Origin of the sequence: Neopoerus faecalis (assembly GCF_029218125.1) — a bacterium.
Lineage (GTDB): Bacteria > Bacillota > Clostridia > Oscillospirales > Oscillospiraceae > Oscillibacter > Oscillibacter faecalis_A.
In genome coordinates this window covers 278,768-295,165 of sequence record NZ_JARFXX010000003.1, presented here as the reverse complement: position 1 = coordinate 295,165, position 16,398 = coordinate 278,768, and the positions used below count along the sequence as shown (strand labels likewise).

General features: G+C 50.4%; 18 protein-coding genes. 11 read left to right on the top strand and 7 right to left on the bottom strand.

Translation table 11 applies throughout. The features are described from left to right. Nucleotides 1–115 precede the first annotated feature (115 nt). Complete coding sequence (locus tag PY311_RS05680) at nt 116–481, bottom strand: AAA family ATPase (RefSeq protein WP_286147715.1); 366 nt, start codon at nt 479–481, stop codon at nt 116–118. A gap of 147 nt (nt 482–628) precedes the next feature. Here PY311_RS05680 and PY311_RS05675 point away from each other — a divergent pair, with 147 nt between their 5' ends. The 4 genes from PY311_RS05675 to PY311_RS05660 all read left to right on the top strand — a co-directional run bounded on the left by PY311_RS05675 (nt 629) and on the right by PY311_RS05660 (nt 4,483). Then, complete coding sequence (locus PY311_RS05675) at nt 629–1,744, top strand: DUF6076 domain-containing protein (protein ID WP_286147714.1); 1,116 nt, start codon at nt 629–631, stop codon at nt 1,742–1,744. Between the two features lie 16 nt (nt 1,745–1,760). Then, complete coding sequence (locus tag PY311_RS05670) at nt 1,761–2,609, top strand: sigma factor (RefSeq protein WP_286147713.1); 849 nt, start codon at nt 1,761–1,763, stop codon at nt 2,607–2,609. 75 nt (nt 2,610–2,684) lie between these two features. Further along, nucleotides 2,685–3,260, top strand: a complete 576-nt coding sequence (locus tag PY311_RS05665) for an RNA polymerase sigma factor (protein WP_286147712.1) — start codon at nt 2,685–2,687, stop codon at nt 3,258–3,260. Next, complete coding sequence (locus PY311_RS05660) at nt 3,257–4,483, top strand: PepSY domain-containing protein (protein ID WP_286147711.1); 1,227 nt, start codon at nt 3,257–3,259, stop codon at nt 4,481–4,483. The genes PY311_RS05665 and PY311_RS05660 overlap by 4 nt, the downstream gene beginning before the upstream one ends. Before the next feature lie 118 nt (nt 4,484–4,601). Here the strand turns inward: PY311_RS05660 and PY311_RS05655 are convergent, their stop codons facing one another. Next, a complete protein-coding gene (locus PY311_RS05655; protein WP_286147710.1) occupies nt 4,602–6,134 on the bottom strand; it encodes a hypothetical protein in 1,533 nt (510 codons plus the stop codon). Next, on the bottom strand, nt 6,131–6,691 hold the full coding sequence (locus PY311_RS05650; protein ID WP_286147709.1) for an RNA polymerase sigma factor: 561 nt from the start codon (nt 6,689–6,691) through the stop codon (nt 6,131–6,133). Before PY311_RS05650 ends, PY311_RS05655 begins: the two co-directional genes overlap by 4 nt. A 352-nt stretch (nt 6,692–7,043) precedes the next feature. On the opposite strand from PY311_RS05650, the gene PY311_RS05645 reads away from it, so the two are divergent. From PY311_RS05645 to PY311_RS05635, 3 genes are read left to right on the top strand one after another with little or no spacing between them, the layout of a single operon-like run. After that, on the top strand, nt 7,044–7,358 hold the full coding sequence (locus PY311_RS05645) for a recombinase family protein (RefSeq protein ID WP_286147708.1): 315 nt from the start codon (nt 7,044–7,046) through the stop codon (nt 7,356–7,358). Nucleotides 7,359–7,387: 29 nt separating this feature from the next. After that, the gene (locus tag PY311_RS05640; protein WP_187015962.1) at nt 7,388–7,684 is read left to right on the top strand and encodes a nucleotidyltransferase domain-containing protein; all 297 of its coding nucleotides are present in this window, start codon (nt 7,388–7,390) and stop codon (nt 7,682–7,684) included. Then, on the top strand, nt 7,677–8,051 hold the full coding sequence (locus PY311_RS05635; protein ID WP_286147707.1) for a HEPN domain-containing protein: 375 nt from the start codon (nt 7,677–7,679) through the stop codon (nt 8,049–8,051). The genes PY311_RS05640 and PY311_RS05635 overlap by 8 nt, the downstream gene beginning before the upstream one ends. Before the next feature lie 391 nt (nt 8,052–8,442). Here PY311_RS05635 and PY311_RS05630 read toward each other — a convergent pair whose 3' ends face one another. Further along, nucleotides 8,443–9,576 (bottom strand): IS3 family transposase, encoded by a 1,134-nt coding sequence (locus tag PY311_RS05630; protein ID WP_286147706.1) that lies wholly within the window; start codon nt 9,574–9,576, stop codon nt 8,443–8,445. Nucleotides 9,577–10,080: 504 nt separating this feature from the next. Between PY311_RS05630 and PY311_RS05625 the strand changes: the two genes are divergently transcribed. Next, nucleotides 10,081–10,995: an SDH family Clp fold serine proteinase gene (locus PY311_RS05625; RefSeq protein ID WP_286147705.1), complete on the top strand. Its 915-nt coding sequence runs from the start codon at nt 10,081–10,083 to the stop codon at nt 10,993–10,995. A gap of 10 nt (nt 10,996–11,005) precedes the next feature. Next, nucleotides 11,006–11,179 carry a hypothetical protein gene (locus PY311_RS05620; RefSeq protein ID WP_286147704.1) on the top strand — a complete coding sequence of 58 codons (174 nt, stop codon included), beginning with the start codon at nt 11,006–11,008 and terminating at the stop codon, nt 11,177–11,179. Between the two features lie 482 nt (nt 11,180–11,661). Here PY311_RS05620 and PY311_RS05615 read toward each other — a convergent pair whose 3' ends face one another. From PY311_RS05615 to PY311_RS05605, 3 genes are all read right to left on the bottom strand, one after another. Next, on the bottom strand, nt 11,662–12,309 hold the full coding sequence (locus PY311_RS05615) for a potassium channel family protein (RefSeq protein ID WP_286147703.1): 648 nt from the start codon (nt 12,307–12,309) through the stop codon (nt 11,662–11,664). A 20-nt stretch (nt 12,310–12,329) separates the two neighbouring features. Further along, entirely contained in the window at nt 12,330–13,670 is a 1,341-nt protein-coding gene (locus tag PY311_RS05610) for a TrkH family potassium uptake protein (protein ID WP_286147718.1), read from the bottom strand. A 277-nt stretch (nt 13,671–13,947) separates the two neighbouring features. After that, nucleotides 13,948–15,021 (bottom strand): DUF6076 domain-containing protein, encoded by a 1,074-nt coding sequence (locus PY311_RS05605; RefSeq protein WP_286147702.1) that lies wholly within the window; start codon nt 15,019–15,021, stop codon nt 13,948–13,950. Between the two features lie 151 nt (nt 15,022–15,172). Between PY311_RS05605 and PY311_RS05600 the strand changes: the two genes are divergently transcribed. Continuing rightward, the gene (locus PY311_RS05600) at nt 15,173–15,712 is read left to right on the top strand and encodes an AAA family ATPase (protein WP_286147701.1); all 540 of its coding nucleotides are present in this window, start codon (nt 15,173–15,175) and stop codon (nt 15,710–15,712) included. 78 nt (nt 15,713–15,790) lie between these two features. Beyond that, entirely contained in the window at nt 15,791–16,225 is a 435-nt protein-coding gene (locus PY311_RS05595) for a hypothetical protein (RefSeq protein WP_286147700.1), read from the top strand. The last annotated feature ends 173 nt before the right edge of the window (nt 16,226–16,398 follow it).

The window sequence follows — 16,398 nt, the reverse complement described above, 5'->3', positions numbered from 1 at the left end:
TGTGAATTTGGTCGGCAAACCTTTCATTCACTCTAACTTGGAGACTTTTTCTTGTCTACTCCGCCCCTCGCTATAAGCTCTTTTTCTCCCCCGGCATAGCCGGGGGTTGCCTTTGTCAAGACAAGGCGCGGAGCTGTTCCTCCAAGCCCTTGCCAAGGGTGTTGCTGTTGGTGGTGAAGTGGACGCTGGCGGGGGCGTCATCCGTGATCTCGAACAGGCGGTTCTGGATGCGGAGGGTGGAATCCTCCAAGCAGAGGTAGAGCGTGGTGCCCTGTTTCACACCCATGCCCCAGACGGGATCGCCCTTCGCCACCGTGACCGCCAGCCACAGCGCCAGCCATGATTTTCCCACCTTGGGAGAGCCTGCGAGGATGTGCAGGCCCTGAGAGAGCAGCGTATCCACCACGAAGTTCAGCGGTGTGAGCGGCTGACTCATTAACGTTTCACCGTCGATGGTCAGCAATCGGTTTTCTTTTTTCAATTTCATTTCCTCCGGATAAAAAGATAAGGGCAGAGACCTCGCTGCAGTCGAGGCTCTAACCCTTTCACTTGATTATTCTGTGTTTTTTGATAGAATGAGAATATCGCAGGACGGATGCAAAACGGATATGGGACAGGGGGCGGGCTTTTGAAGATCGGGACGGATCAGTATAATACGTTTGACACCATGACAATGGACTGCTGGAATGACCGTGTGTACTACGAGGGAAAGGAATTTCCAGCGGGACATTTTGCGGCGGAGATCTTGAACTTTGCCGGAGCGATCCACGATCCTCTGCTGGAGCGTATCACTGTGCTGACGGCGCTTGTGGACGATTTGAGCACAGCCGAAAAAAGCAAGCGCCATGATATTGCGGCACAACTGAAACCGCTGCTGCATGACACGGTTTCCTGGCTGTATACTTGCCCGCCATTTTGCTATTGCGAAAGCCAAGGTGCGTATGAGGATCTTGAACATGCTTTGAGCGAGGAGCGGCTTGATCGGGACTATGAGGAAGGGGAGGCGCATCTTCCGTACTTGGCGCTTTCCTCTTGCGAGCCGATCCTGAGAATCCTGGTGGCGATCTATAATTTTTGTCTGCTCATCCGCGCATTCGAAAAGAAATATCTGCGCAGAGCGAAGCGGCGTAATGCAGACGCCTTCGCAAAGGCGGCGCATGAGTGCTTTGATGAGGATGACAGCTTTCTGAACCTGCTGGAGCAAATGCCGTTTGGCGGGGTAGAGGAATTTTTCTCTTATCCAAGAGTTATCACAGGATTCAACTATTTTCAGGATGAGAACGATGAGGAAAAATGGAAAACCGCGCAGCGCGTGATTTGCAAGCGTGCCATTGACTTTTATGTGTTCGACCTGATGAACGGATTGCACCACGGCCACGCACCCAGCCAGTGCCAAGGCTGCGGGAGATACTTTCTGACCACCAACGGTCACACCCCCAAATACTGCGACGGCGTCGCACCGCAGGACAATCGCTATACCTGCCGGCAGTACGGCGCGATGAAGCACCAGAAGGAGCAGAACAAGCAGCACCCGGTCTACCGCCTGTTCAATACCCGCACCGACACCATCCGCAAGCATCACTGGCGGGGAAAGATCTCCGACGAACTAAGGCAGGAGGCGCTCTATCTGGCGGGGAACTACCGGGACAAGGCGCTGCTGGACAACGACTATGCCGCTGACGGGTATGCGCGGGACATGGAATTGGAACACATTTACGCGGAGGCAGAAAAGCGGCTGAAATGAGAAAGGGGGCGTTCCTGTGCCGAAAAATATGTATACCGTTGCCGGGAACGGCCCCTGCAATGAAGATCTGGCTTTGCGGATACAAGCCGGAGACAAAAACGCCGCGGAGCGGCTTATCTCACAGAACGAGGGTTACCTCACTGAACTGGCGCGGGCGTACACGCTGTGGTGTGAGATGGAGGATTTGAAGCAGGAGGCGGCGCTGGCACTGCTGGACGCGGCGGGGCGCTTTGACCCCACCCATGGAACAAAACTGCTGACCTATGCGACACCCGTGATGGAAGCGGCGATGATGGACTACGCTGCACAGTATTCTTCCTCTTTGTCCATTCCCGTCAGCCGGTACAATCAACTGCGCAGGGTGGCATACCTCTGTGCGGAGGCATGTGACTCATCTGATGCTGAGTTGGTCAAGGTGGTGTGCGGAGAACTGAATGTATCTGCCAAGGTAGCTGGGGCATTGATAAAAGAATACCGGACGCTGCTGATGCAGCGGATGGAGGAGGTGCTGACGTCCAGAGAGTTGAATCTGGTGCGAAGCTACCTCGGCATCGGTCAGCCGGACAAGGTCGGCATGACCTTTCAGGAGCTGGCGATCTATCTCAACTACAACGGCCCCAGCGGAGCGGAGAAGGCGTACAAGTCCGCGCTGCGGAAACTGAAGAAGGACTTGTATGGCGGGGCCTACGGTCGGTGGCTCTCCGCACAGAAGGCCATCCGCGCCGCCAAAGCGGAGGCGGAGCAGGACGCGGGGTATGACGCAACGCCGCAGAGAACATGGTGGGAGGAGCAGATGCTGGCAGATCGGTTTATCTGTGAGACAGCAGAGCTTGTCCGTGTTTACGAGGTGCTCAGCGGATCTTGATCAAAATTTTTTTAATTCCAAATGCAATAAATCGTCCTTTCCGTGCATTACACGGATGACAGGAGATGGAAGCCTATGCTCAGTATGCTGATGACAACCGAATATGCTCCGGCAGAGGATCGGCACGAGCTGCAGCAGTTGCTGATCCACATTGCCGGCGGTGAGCGTGAAGCGCTGGCGGAGCTGTATCAGCGCACGAGATCAGCGGTGTACGGCTTAGCGCTGTCCTACCTCAAAAACGCGCAGGACGCGCAGGACCTGACGCAGGACGTCTACGTGCAGGTGTGGGATTGTGCGGCGCAGTACCGGCCCACCGGCTCGCCCATGGGCTGGCTGCTGGCCGTGTGCCGAAACCTGTGCTTGATGCGCCTGCGGCGGGAGGAACGCCATGCCGCCCTCAGCGAGGAGGAATGGGACGCCATTCCTGCGCAGAAGTGCGGTTTGGACGCCGACGAGCGTGCGCTGCTGCAAGGCGCATTGGCAAGCCTCGCTGACGAGGAGCGGCGCATCGTGCTGCTCCACGCTGTTACGGGCCTGAAACACCGGGAGATCGCGGCGCTGCTGGAACTGCCGCTCCCCACCGTCCTGTCGAAATATCACAGAGCATTGAAAAAGATGCGCAGCTTTCTGGAAGGAGATGACGCCCGATGACCAATGAAAAAATGGAGCAGAGGCTGGCTGCGGCGCTTGAAAAGACCGCGCCGGATGATGTGAATGGCGTTCTCTCCCGCTGTGAAGAGCGGAAAGGAACGGTAATCAACATGACAACAAAGAAAATGGCAAATAGAAAATGGACATCGCTCATTGCCGCCTGCCTTGCTGTAATGCTGCTTGGCGGCGGAGGCGTGTTCTATCAGCGAGCGAACGCGGTGGCGTCCGTGGTGTCGCTGGATGTGAACCCGAGCATCGAGCTGAAGGTGAATCGGAGCGAAAAGGTGCTTGTCTGCACGCCGCTCAACGAGGACGCGAAGGCCATCCTTGCGGATATGGGCAACGGCGCGGACCTCAAGGGCGCGAAGCTCGATGTGGCAGTAAATGCCATCGTGGGAAGCCTCGTGCGCAACGGCTATCTCGACAGCATTTCCTCCGCCATCATGATCTCGGTGGAGGACAAGGATACCGCCCGTGCGGAAAAGCTCCAGCGTGAGCTGACCAGCACCGTGGACGGTGTGTTGCAGACCAGCGAAGCGAAGGCCGCCGTTCTGACGCAGACGCTGACGCAGGACGCGGGGCGGGAACAGCAGGCGCGGGAAAACAGCATTTCCACCGGAAAAGCGGCGCTGGTGAACCGTGTGCTTGCACTCAATTCCACCCTGAAGTTTGACGAATTGGCGAAGCTTTCGGTTGAAGAACTCAAGGATCTTGCCGAGGCGGGCGCGCCCGCCATGCCCATCGGCAAGGATGCCGCCGCCTACGCCGCGGAGCAGTATGCCGGAACAACGGCGCTGGACTCTGTCACGGCGGAGGTCGATTCCGAACTGGACGAATCCCCCGCCCACTACGAGGTGGAGCTGCACACGGCATGGGGTGAGTTTGAGTATCTGGTGGACGCTTACACGGGGAACGTGCTCAGCGGACAAAAGGACTTGCTGACCACTGCTTCCACGCCAAATGAAACAACGAAGCCCTCTGATCAGAAGCCCGATCCGTCCGGAACAGCGCAGGACATTGGCTACGCCAAGGCAAAATCTATTGCCCTGAATCACGCAGGTGTGAGCGAAAACGAAGCGTATGACATGGATGTCGAACTGGACGATGAGGATGGAATACTCGTCTACGAGGTCGAGTTCAAATCCGGCAATATGGAATATGACTACGAGATCAACGCCGCCACCGGCGCGATCCTCAAGCATGAGACGGAGTTGGATGACTGAAAGAAAAGGCTGTGCGATAAATGAAGCCTGCGGCGCGGCTTCGCAACAGCGGGTTGCTTGTCATACCGACAACTTTGGGGTATGATGACCGCAAGGTGATGATCGTATGGATATGGAATTACTTTCCTATTGCATTTTTCATGTTCTCACATTCAACCAACAGTTTGCTGATATCAATAGTTAAAATACTTTCTTCGGTTAATGGTAGGTATTCAATCTCCAATTCCTGAGCGTTCCCATGATTTTCTTCCAACCATGCTAAATAGTCAGCCTCATCCATAGGAGTCGTACTCCAAGCAGTGTCTCCCAAATAATAGACGGTTCCCGTATGGGAACGGTCTGCAGCAGTCGGATAGCGTTCGGGTACACCGTTTGCGTCAAAAATAGCTTGATCTTCAGAGTGAATATATCCAGCCAACCGATAGGAGTCACTCTCCGGCAGATATTGATAAAATATATACGGCCACATCTCTCCATAGGTCTGATTGTGGGAGGAAAGAGCTTTCAGATTGCCGTTTTCCAAAAAGACAAAGAACGGAAATTCCTCCAGTTGGATGTAAATGTTCCCCGTTTCTGCATCATATCCGATGATATATCCCGCCGAGTTTGCTGTCACACCGGAATCATAGAGCAACACCAGTTCCTCTTTCCCGTCAGCATCTACATCAGCCACAGCGAACTGTGAGGATGAGCCGGCTGGCATTTCAGCCTGTTTCCCGTCCGGCAAAATATTACTGTATAAAAGATTTCGGAGCGTAGCTGCATAGGCTTTTCTTGTGTCTGTATCCAGTTCTGTAGATTTTGTCACCGTATTAACCTGTGGCTGGATGATAGAAGTAGGATCAATTACCGAAAATGTCTCCAGCATGGTACGGAACCGGTATCCATGTCCTTCTTCTGCTTCTGAATAGTAACGAATAATAATATGGTACACCCGCCGTTCTCCGTTCGGATAGAAATAATGGTTTTCCTGCGGAGCATCCCAAGCCGTTCCGCCAGAGGCAAGAAAGCTAAGCCGGAAATCCTCGTTCTCGATCTCTGTGACAGTCTCCCATGTTTGTGTCATTTCCGTTCTTATAGCAGTGGCAACGGCTTCGAGGTCTGTGCCCTCCAATTCACGGATTTCCATTTCACAAGGCGGCAGGGCTGCGTAGAAAGCCTCCTGTTTTGCAAGCCGGTCATCAATGAATGCTTCCTGTTCCTCAACAGTAAGGCCCTCCAGCAAAGCAGAATTGTTCTGTCGGACATCCTCTCTGGAAAGAGAAGATTTTTTAGGTCGGATGACAAATGCACCGTTTTCTTCGGTCATTTCATACCCACCTTCGTCCACATAGATGGCAAAACCAGGAGCATCTTCTGTAGGTTCCTGTCCCTGTGCCGTATGGGGAACGGATTCCGGCAGTCCTTCCGGCGTAACCGTTACTTCTTTTGGGGGAAACAGAATTTCAATGATACTCTGAACAGCCGCTCGAACTTCCGGGCTAACGGCGACAGCAGCACACCCCAAGGTCAACAGCAAGCCTAAACACGCAGCAACGATCATCAATCTTCGCAAAACAGGCTTCTTTTTTGGGGTTTCTTCCGGGGCGGCTTCAGCAATGTATTTTTCATCCACTTCACCAAGAAGTTGCAAAATTCGTTCTTCTTTCATAGTGATATTCCCTCCATTTCCAACAGCGTTTTCAGTTCGTTCCTTGAACGCATCAAGGACATTTTCACCTTGCTTTCTCCCATGCTGTACTCATTGGCAATCTCTTTGATACTGCTCAGATACCAATAACGGCGCATAAAGATTTTCCGTTGCTCCTTAGACAAGGATGCGAGAAAACAATTAAAAATCTCAGCCAAAGCCATATCATCCACAATATTTGCGGTATTATCCTCTCCGGGGATGCACTCTTGCAACTCGTCCAGCGCAAGGGGTACTTGACCATAATTTCGTTTATTTGCAGAAAGCGTCTTGTATCTGTTTAACGCAAGATTTCTTGTAATCTTGCCGAGAAATGTTTTCAAGACAGACGGGCGATGCTGCGGCATACTGTTCCAAGCCCGCAAATATGTATCATTCACACATTCTTCGCTGTCCTCAATGTTGCAAAGAATATTGTGTGCGATGGTGTGGCAATACTTGCCGTACTTGGTTTTGGTTTCTGATATTGCGCTTTCAGAACGCAACCAATATAAATCTACGATTTTTTTATCTTCCATCGTATCCCTCCTTTTTTCAGAGCTTCAAGGCCTTTCACTCTAATACACCACAAAACAATGATGTGCGTCACATAAAAATCATAAAATTTTTTATTTTATCTTTGGGACATAGGGGTGAGCAAAACGCGAGTTTCGCAAAGTCGAATCACAATATATAGTCCGCAGCCAAGTCGGATGGCACTATTTATTGTGTTGTCTTATGAGCAAATCGGAGTTTTGCTCATCCCTATTTGGGACATTTTATCCCAAAGTTTCAGATGTATTGTACCTCTTATGTTTAGCCACCTCAACTACGCAAATATGAAATTAAATATGGGATTCCGAGCCGACTACTTACCGTAGAGAAAAGGACTTGCCAGCCAGCTCAGTATCGGATAGTCCCATGTGGGGTGATCGGGTGCTCACAATCATTCTGACAAACCCGATTTACACTGGGGATTTGGTGCAAAGCCGCCGCCGTGTGAAAAGCTACAATGTGCATCAGATCGAGGCTGTGCCGGAGGAAGAATGGGTGCGGGTGGCCGATACCCACGAGGCAATTATCAGTCACGAAACCTTTGATAAGGTGCAGACTCTCTTAAAAAGAGATAAGTCATTGAGAAGACTGAAAGAAGCTGCCATAAAAATCGCTTTTATTTTGGGCCGTTCCGTGCTATACTGCAAATAGAGAATTTGCTGTGACAAGTGGGCGATACAGTGGAAAAGCTAAACGCGATTCGAGAACAGGTTATCCAGCTCTGTGATCCGCAGAAGATCCTGCTGTTTGGCTCGCAGGCGAAGGGAACCGCGACAGCAAAGAGTGATATTGACCTTTGCATCATTGCGTCGACCAATGATAAGCGCTCGCTGCTGACAGATTTGTATTGTGATACGGAATCTGATACGCCGATTGACTTCCTTTTGTATACGCCGGAGGAGTGGGAACACAGCGTGGCAGATAGCCAGAGCTTTGCCCACAAGCTGAACAGGGAAGGGGTTGTACTTTATGGGTGACAGCCTCCGTTATAAGGACTGGTTTGAAAAAGCGGCACATGACCTGCGAGGCGCAGAAATCTTAATGGAGCATGACGGCGGTAACGATTTAGTCGCGTTTCATTGCCAACAGGCGATGGAGAATATGCTGAAGGGCTGGCTACTCAAAACGACAGGCGAATTGTTGGATGGACATAGCCTTGTATTTCTGCGCAGAAAGGCAACTGCGGCAGGGGCACCGTTGAAAGGTAACCTCAGAGACTGTGCGTATGTAAACCAGTTTTATATTGAAACCCGCTATCCATCTGACTCTTATATGCCTGTGTCCGAAGAGGAAGCTCGGGATTGCATGGATGCCGCAAGGAAATTGATGGAGTTGCTGGCATAACGCGCAGACTACTATTTGACTACTACCGCGAAAAACCTCGGAAGTCTTGCCCTGCAAGGCTTTCGAGGCTTTTTCTCAAAATGGCGGAAATTTGTGCGATACCAACCAAACCGTTGCCCTGCAGAGCTTTCCAGTTTGCCGGTCTGATAATTCCGACTCTAAAGGCCGCTGGTTCGAATCCAGTCGGGCGTACCAAAATGAACGACCCTACCCAATCCGAACAAGTTGATGAGACTTGCGGATCGGGTAGGGTCGTTTTGTATCTTAAAAGCCTTGGCATGACAGCATTTTTTGAAGATATCACGCCAAAGCAGATATGAGACGCTCAAATTCAAACCTCTTCAAATCGAGGTAGAAAACGCAAAAGCCAGGCGATTCAAACACCGATGTCTCATTTGGCATTTTTGTAGAAGTTTTCTTCCATCTGGCATGGCGTCAGATTTTTCAATGTTCGATGCGGCCTTCGGGTATTATAAAACTCAATATAGGAAGCGACACTGGCTTGAAATGCTCTATCGGAAGTAATATTTCTTCGGTAGAGCTCTTCTTTTTTCAGTGATGCGAAAAATGACTCTGCTACCGCATTGTCATGTGGCTCGCCGGGGCGCGAAAACGACTGTGTTACATTGTGCTCATGTAAGAGCTTCTGGAACCGATGAGATGTATATTGCGCGCCTCGATCACTATGAAAAATAAGTCCGGCTGGAGGATCTCGCTCCTCATAAGCCATCTTAAACGTGGCCGTGATGAGCTGGGTACTGTTCTTCTTTGAGATCTTATATGCGATCACTCTGCGTGAGAAAAGATCAATGATCGCGCAGACATAGAGATAGTGATCTCCGATTTTAAAGCAGCTAACATCGCTGACCCACCTCTGATTTGGCTGATCAGCAGTAAATTGCTGCTGCAGGAGATTTTTCTTTCTCTCCGGCTCACGAAGCTTCAGATATTCCTTCTTTGCTGTCATCCGAACGCTGCGCAGTCCCATTTCACTCATGAGCCGTGAAACATACTCCTTACTGACTTGATGACCTCTCTGAACAAGAATCGTTTGAATTTTCTCCGCGCCCAGCACCTGCTGATATTCATCGAACACATCGCGGATCAGTTGGCAATACTCTTCTCGGCGCTTTTCAAACCAGGCATTTTCACGCTTGTTTCGTAACATATGATTGTAAAATGTACCACGGTCGACATCCAGTGCTTCGCATATTGTGTGGACCTCATACTTCCCATAAAACGGTTCCAGCGCGTACAGCCGTTCCTTTAATGGCGCAGATACCAAGCAATCGGCAGACTTTAGAATCGTGATGACGTTTTGCAACTTTTCAACTTTACGCTGGAGTAATGTGTATTCTTGATAGGAAAACTTTAACGGCTTTCCAGCACTGTCTGTAGGAAAAGATTTGAGCCACCGATATAAGGTACTGCGTGGGATAGAGAGTTCATTGGAAAGAGCGGCGACGCTTTCCCCTTGCTGACAGCGTGCGACAATGGATAGCTTTTCTTCGTTTGAATATTTCATAGTAATATCCTCCCTTATTATTAGGTTAGGATATCACGGAAAATGAGACGAGGAAACTTGCAAGACTTTGGTGCTAATGCGATGTGCAATATTAGTACCGATGTAAAAAGGCCGCTATAAGCAAGGACACAGCTTCGGCAAAAGTTTCTCCGATACGTCGACGGTTGCATATCTTGGTTCAACTATTGGTTTAGTCCTAATATATGTGAAGTAGTAATTATAATGTAATTGCTTAGGAAAACAGATGTATTCATACTCCTACTTTGGCATAATAGAATTGATTAGAATGGAGGCAAATTTCGCATGGAATTTTCTTGGAACACTGACTATATAGTTGATTATTTCCATTTTGGGAAAGTTAAAGGTTCTTCAATCACGTTGAATTATTCGTATTGAAATAAATGTCTAAAGCATAATAATTAACATTTCAGATTGGAATTTCTCAATTGACATTTGCAACTTTCCGCGTTAAATTTATAGTATAATGAGGAAAGGAGTAGAAATATGCCTTCTTGGGGAGATCTTTTGTCGGAATTACAGCCGCATACGGATGCTAGTGGAAATGCTGTACCCGGATTATCCTGTGACGATTTGAGAACGAAGTATATTAGCAAATTATCCGAGTATACAAATCGAAATGTTATAGCCTATTACTCTGGGTGGCTCAAACCCTTAAAATCGCAAAATATCGATATAAATGACAGCGATATAACCGGTTTTATGAATGCGATTAAGGGGCTTGATACGGATAAAGGTCTCGACTTAATTCTTCATACGCCAGGAGGAAATCCGACAGCAACAGAAGGAATCGTAAAGTATTTACACAGCAAATTCAAGGATGACATACGTGTTATTGTTCCACAGATGTCAATGTCTGCTGGAACTATGTTAGCATGCTCAGCAAAAACAATTATCATGGGGAAGCATTCTTGCCTAGGGCCAATTGACCCTCAATATGGTGGTGTCCCCGCTTACAACATCGTTAATGAATTCCGCGAGGCAAAAAACGATCTTGACCGTAACATTGATGCAAAAACATATTGGGAACTACAGCTCAAAAAATATCCCGCAGCATTCTTTTATACTGTAATGGATGCAATCAACTTATCGAGCCAGTTGGCAAGTGATTGGTTAATTCAATATATGTTTAGTGATGAAGATCCTACCACAGCAAAAAAGAAAGCTACTAAAATTGTAAAAAAGTTAAATGCAAATAACAAATCGCACTCTCGGCACTTTACCGTTGACTTTTGCAAGGAACTTGGTCTTAATATTACAGAACTAGAATCTGACCAGACTTTACAAGAATTGGTACTTAGTGTCCACCATGCGTTTATTATCACAATTGATGCAACTGCAGCTACAAAATTGATTGAAAATCAAAATGGTGCACGGTATATTACATCTCAAAAGAAATGATGGTGACTTTATGGAATCAACTATAGATTTTCAAAGAGAAGAATATGAAGCCTTAATGAAGGTACTCGGACTTGATAACGATGGATTTGATGAAACCGACGATACAGCTAAGTACTTTGATGCGTGGAATTTTGGGAGAACGGATGAGGATTCAAATTTCTTCGCAACAACGGCACTATCTTGAATAACATTCCGCATCTTTTTCATCAACACTATCCAAGGAAGACCCTGTAACCACAACGGTTCATGTTCATAGGTACACAATGTGACCTATGGGGCAAACCGGACGGTACAGGGCACGAAAAAGTAAGTCGAGGGAAATTCCCTCGACTTATTTTTTCTTTGATCCCAAGTTTATTTGAGCGTCACATTTCAATTGAATACGCAGACTTGATACGGGATATAGCATTGAATTAAAACTCAGCCCTCTGCCTTTTCATTGGCAGAGGGCCGTTTTTTTGGCTTAACAATTATTGAACATTCCTTACGGTGATAAATACGCCCCGGTGATGATGCTGTTCAGCAAGCGTGATGTGGCAAATCTGCTGAAGAGGAAGTTGAAGAACGGGTCTGTTCGGGAGTCCGTGCGGCAGAAGCAGAAAATGCAACAGGTACAGCAAAAGCGAAAAAAGAAAAGCAACGACGGCTGGGAGCGATAATATCATTTCAAATCCGAAAGCACTTTTGCAGGGCTTTATACTCACCCAATGCCAGGATCGTAATGTCATCGGACAATATGGTGTCCGGCGTAACGGAAACATCCGTTTTTCCTGCACGTTTGATGCCGAGAATGGTGATGCCGAACTTCCTGCGGACATCCAGCTCGCCAACGCTTTTCCCGACCCACGCCTCTGGCACCTGAACTTCAAAGATGGCGTGCTGTTCATCGATCTCTATATAGTCAAAAATATGGTCGGCAGTGAAGCGAATCGCTGCCCATTTTGCCATCTGCTTTTCGGGATAGACCACGTTATCTGCGCCGTTGCGGAGCAGAAACTTCGCCTGCACATCGCGTTCGGCGCGGGATACCACGCATTTTGCGCCCAGCTCTTTCAGCAGCGAGGTGGTTTCCAGCGAGTTCTGGAAGCTGCCGCTGATGGTCACAAAGCAAACATCAAAATTCCCGATGCCGAGCGAACGCAGGAACTCCGCATTGGTGCTGTCACCGATCTGTGCGTTGGTGACAAACGGAAGCACATCGTTGATCCGCTCCTCGTTGGTATCGACTGCCATGACCTGATGCCCCAGTTGAGAAAGCTGCATGGCGATATGCCGCCCAAAGCGGCCTGCTCCAATCAATAAAACATTTTTCATGGGATAGACAACTCCTTTGCTCATCCAATCGTGATTCTTTCCTGCGGCAGCTTTGCATTGCCGCTTTTTTTGCTGGACACCGTCGCATAAATGAGCGTCAGCCCGCCGACTCTGCCCAGATACATCAGCGCGATCAATACCATTTGCGAGGGAATGTGCAGCTGCGGCGTAATACCCAATGTCAGTCCCACCGTGCCTACCGCCGACGCTGCTTCATACAGGCAGGAGGACAGCGGAAGATTCTCATATACGCTGATAAAAATGCCTCCGCCAAAGAACAGCGCAAGGTACATCGTCAGAATGGTCGCGGCGGTTTTGACGGCACTGCAATCGACTCTGCGCCCAAAGAATTGGGCACTGTCCCGCTGGCGGAAGGTCGCGGCAGCATTGGCAAGCAGAACTGCCAGCGTAGTGGTTTTCATGCCGCCTGCCGTGGAGCCGGGAGAACCGCCGATGAGCATCAGAAGGATCATCACGCCCAGCGACGCGCTGGACATGGCGGGTAGATCGACCGTGTTGAAGCCCGCCGTTCTCGGCGTGACCGATTGGAACAGGGCTGCCTGGACCCGCGCTCTGAGGGGAAGGGTACCAAAGTCCACAAAGAAGAAAAACAGCGCCGGAAGGACGATCAGTGCAAGTGTCGTGACAAGAATCACCTTGCTCTGCATTCGATAACGGTGGAAGTGCAGCTTGTTTTCGCAAATGTCATCCCACGTCAAGAAACCGATGCCGCCGGTTATGATCAGCAGCATGATCGTGATATTGATCACCGGATTTTGGACGTAACCGGTAAGGGACGGATACAAGTTGCCGTTCGTTCCCAGAATGTCAAACCCCGCGTTGCAAAAGGCGGAGATGGAGTGAAATACCGCCATCCAGATCCCGCGCCATCCGTAGTCGCGGCAAAACACCGGCAGCATGGCAAGTGCGCCGATCAGTTCGATCAGAAATGTTCCCTGCAGGATGAACCGTGTCAGCCGGACGATCCCTCCGACCCTCGGCGCTGAGATGGCGTCCTGCATGGTGCTGCGCTGCATCAGAGAGATCCTTCGCCCGGACAGCAGCGCAAACGATGCCGCCACGGTGACAACACCGAGTCCACCTATCTGAATCAGCGTCAGGATCACCACTTGGCCAAAGACCGACCAATAGCTGCCGGTATCCTGCACCACAAGACCCGTTACACAAACAGCGGAGGTCGCGGTGAAGAGCGCTTCATGAAATGGCGTTACGCACCCGGCTGTTGTGGAGAGCGGCAGCATCAGCAGCAGCGCGCCCAGCAGGATCACCCCTGCAAAGCCCAATATGATAATTTGAAAAGACGAAAGGCGGCGCTTTCTGAAAACCATTTCTTCCGACATCATCCTCACTCCTTGTGAATCGTGCGATCGCTTTATTGTGCGCAGGTTAAACTGTGTATTTGTAAGATAATACGATTTAAGAGTACAGGCTGTTGGATGGAATGTCAAGATTTACATTGCAAATCAAACACAAGCTGTTGTCAGTATGATCCAGAGCCGTCTGCGAAGTGCTCCACTGCTCAGGGCTCCGTAATGGGACTACGCAGTGCTTCGGCACCGCAGCACAGGGGGGAACTGCATCCGCATTTGCGGACGCAGCTCCCTCCTGTTTTTTCGCTCACAGCTTATTCAGTTTTTGCGTGACCTCATCCACAATGCGCTGGCGTTCCTCTTCGCTCTGCGCTCTGCCATATTCCATCAGCGCATCGTCCCGCAGCGTCTCCATTTTCCGGGACCACACTTCAAACACGCCCTTGCTCATCGTCCCCTTTCGGGTACGGGCAAAATATTTTTTGTAGGCCCGCTGATGTGCTTTCCAAACATCGTTGTTCCGCACCTTGCTGCGAAAGCTGCTGGTGGCTCCGATCTCCCGGCAGGTCTTGCCATCCTGCCCCGGCGCCGGTTCGCCGCAATAGGCGTAGGTCATACCCGGCATCTGCAAGAACCAGCGTCCGCAGTTGGCACAGCGTTTCGGCACAAAGCCCTTCTGCAGCCCCTTCATAAGCTCCACATAGACGAAATCCAGCAGCCGGTCAAAATACATCTTCTCAACTACCTCGGCATTTTCTCTTTCGCCCCGGATGCGGTACTGCGCTCTTACCAGCGGCGCGTCTACCTCCGGGTCCTTCCCCAAACTGACACCGCTGACAAAAGCCTCATAACCGCTGGAATAGATCAACTGCGCCAGAGATTCTTTTCTCTGGCCTTTTTTCTTTTCAAACACAGCGTTTGCAAAAACCCGGTCCAGAAACCACGCGTACCGCTCCTGAATGAGCTGAATGTCCTTGATCTGCTGCTGCATGAAGGATGGTATTTCGCGCTCCTCATTGATCACATATTTCGCAAATGCCTCCCGCACTTCCTCACCCACAAATTCCTCGATCTTCATATCTCCGAAATAACGGAAGTCCATCAGATACAATCGGTAGAGCGGCAGAGATCCAAAACCCTTCTGCATGTCCATATAGGCACGCGGAGCGTCATCATAATTCTTTTCGTGGACAGCGGTGTTCAACCTGTCCAACAGCTTCTGAAAAGGTGTGACATCCAGATTTAGGATCTCCGTCAGCACAGTTCCGTAGGGCTGCATCTCCGGGACCATCTCCACCCAGTAGCCGGATGCGCCAAATTCCACTTTTGTGTTCGTATGCGAACGCTGAAAATCAAACAGGTCTTTTCCTAAAACAGACATAAGCCCTCTCCCAGTAGATAATGTATTCGCCTCAATATAGTGTATGTAGTAAAATGATACATTACCTATTTTCGAAAGTCAATCCCCATGTTACGATACAAGCACAGGCCTGAAAGAAATAAACACTCCAACTCAGAAAGGAGAAATTTTTATGAACCGACTGCAAACCATTGACGCGGACACGCTGCAAAGCACCGCTTACGAGCCGGCCTTCTTCGTGGTCGACGATCTGCTGCCCCAGGGACTGCACCTGCTGGCAGGCGCGCCGAAGATCGGCAAATCGTGGCTGGCACTGTGGCTGTGTCTCTGCGCCGCGCGGGGCAAGCCGCTCTGGACATTCGCCACACGGCCATGCGAGGTACTGTACCTCTGTCTGGAGGACAACTTCCAGCGCATCCAAAGCCGCCTCTTTGATCTCACGGAGGACGCGCCGCCCACGCTGCACTTCGCCGTCATGTCCCAGCAGCTCCACAACGGGCTGGTGGAACAGATCGAACAATTCCTGAAAAAGCATCCGCAGACCAGGCTCATCGTCATCGACACGCTCCAGCGTATCCGCACAGTGGGCAATGACGCAAACCCCTATGCCGCGTCGTCGCGGACTTCATATCCTTCGTTTCCGCCTACGTCGAAAACTCACTCATTTCGTCGCTCCTCCTTTTCCGTTCAGAACCGCTTTGCTGGGTTCTGAACGGAGAGCCACGCAAAGCCGCTGGCATTGCGTGGAGAGGCGATGCGGCAAAATGTGATTTCTTTCTCAGAAGGAAGAATGATGGAGAACACCGCCACGCTCTACTGCACCGGGCGGGACATCCCCTACCGGGAACTGGCATTGGAGTTCGATGGCGAGGATCATGTCTGGAAACAGCTGTCAGATGACTGCGAACAGAAAGAGCAGCCCAACGAGAGAATTCTTTTTCTTCTCTCTGAATTGCTGCGCCGGCAGCCGGAGATCAGCGCCCCTGCCAAGGCGCTGTTGGAAAAGATCGACCCTGCCGGTACGGAGGGACTGACCCCCAACAGTTTCTCCCACCGAATCCGTAAAAGCGTTGACGCTCTAAGGAGAAACGGCATTACGGTGTCCTTCCGCAAGAGCAACGGCGACCGTCTGATCTGCCTGAAAAGGGTCGATGGTGTCGATGATCCCGCTGCCGGAAACATCGTCACCATCGACCCTGAGAACCCGCCGTATTTCGGCGTGTGAGCCGCTGTGTGCGCGGTTCGGGGCTGGGGTGGCGTGTGTACCCGCCGAGGGGAGATTCAGCCCGCACAGGGCAAATTCCGGGGTAGCATAAAAACGGCAAATAAGCCGCCGTAACTCCTGCGCGTCCAGTGTTTCAACGGCATGAAGCGCACGCCGAGGGTAATGATACCACC

Bases quoted from the DNA above. Each gene is read 5' to 3' on its own strand.
- PY311_RS05665 (WP_286147712.1), top strand. From the start codon at position 2,685: ATGCTCAGTATGCTGATGACAACCGAATATGCTCCGGCAGAGGATCGG.
- PY311_RS05660 (WP_286147711.1), top strand. From the start codon at position 3,257: ATGACCAATGAAAAAATGGAGCAGAGGCTGGCTGCGGCGCTTGAAAAG.
- PY311_RS05655 (WP_286147710.1), bottom strand. From the start codon at position 6,134: ATGAAAGAAGAACGAATTTTGCAACTTCTTGGTGAAGTGGATGAAAAA.
- PY311_RS05650 (WP_286147709.1), bottom strand. From the start codon at position 6,691: ATGGAAGATAAAAAAATCGTAGATTTATATTGGTTGCGTTCTGAAAGC.
- PY311_RS05635 (WP_286147707.1), top strand. From the start codon at position 7,677: ATGGGTGACAGCCTCCGTTATAAGGACTGGTTTGAAAAAGCGGCACAT.
- PY311_RS05630 (WP_286147706.1), bottom strand. From the start codon at position 9,576: ATGAAATATTCAAACGAAGAAAAGCTATCCATTGTCGCACGCTGTCAG.
- PY311_RS05625 (WP_286147705.1), top strand. From the start codon at position 10,081: ATGCCTTCTTGGGGAGATCTTTTGTCGGAATTACAGCCGCATACGGAT.
- PY311_RS05620 (WP_286147704.1), top strand. From the start codon at position 11,006: ATGGAATCAACTATAGATTTTCAAAGAGAAGAATATGAAGCCTTAATG.
- PY311_RS05615 (WP_286147703.1), bottom strand. From the start codon at position 12,309: ATGAAAAATGTTTTATTGATTGGAGCAGGCCGCTTTGGGCGGCATATC.
- PY311_RS05610 (WP_286147718.1), bottom strand. From the start codon at position 13,670: ATGTCGGAAGAAATGGTTTTCAGAAAGCGCCGCCTTTCGTCTTTTCAA.
- PY311_RS05605 (WP_286147702.1), bottom strand. From the start codon at position 15,021: ATGTCTGTTTTAGGAAAAGACCTGTTTGATTTTCAGCGTTCGCATACG.
- PY311_RS05600 (WP_286147701.1), top strand. From the start codon at position 15,173: ATGAACCGACTGCAAACCATTGACGCGGACACGCTGCAAAGCACCGCT.
- PY311_RS05595 (WP_286147700.1), top strand. From the start codon at position 15,791: ATGATGGAGAACACCGCCACGCTCTACTGCACCGGGCGGGACATCCCC.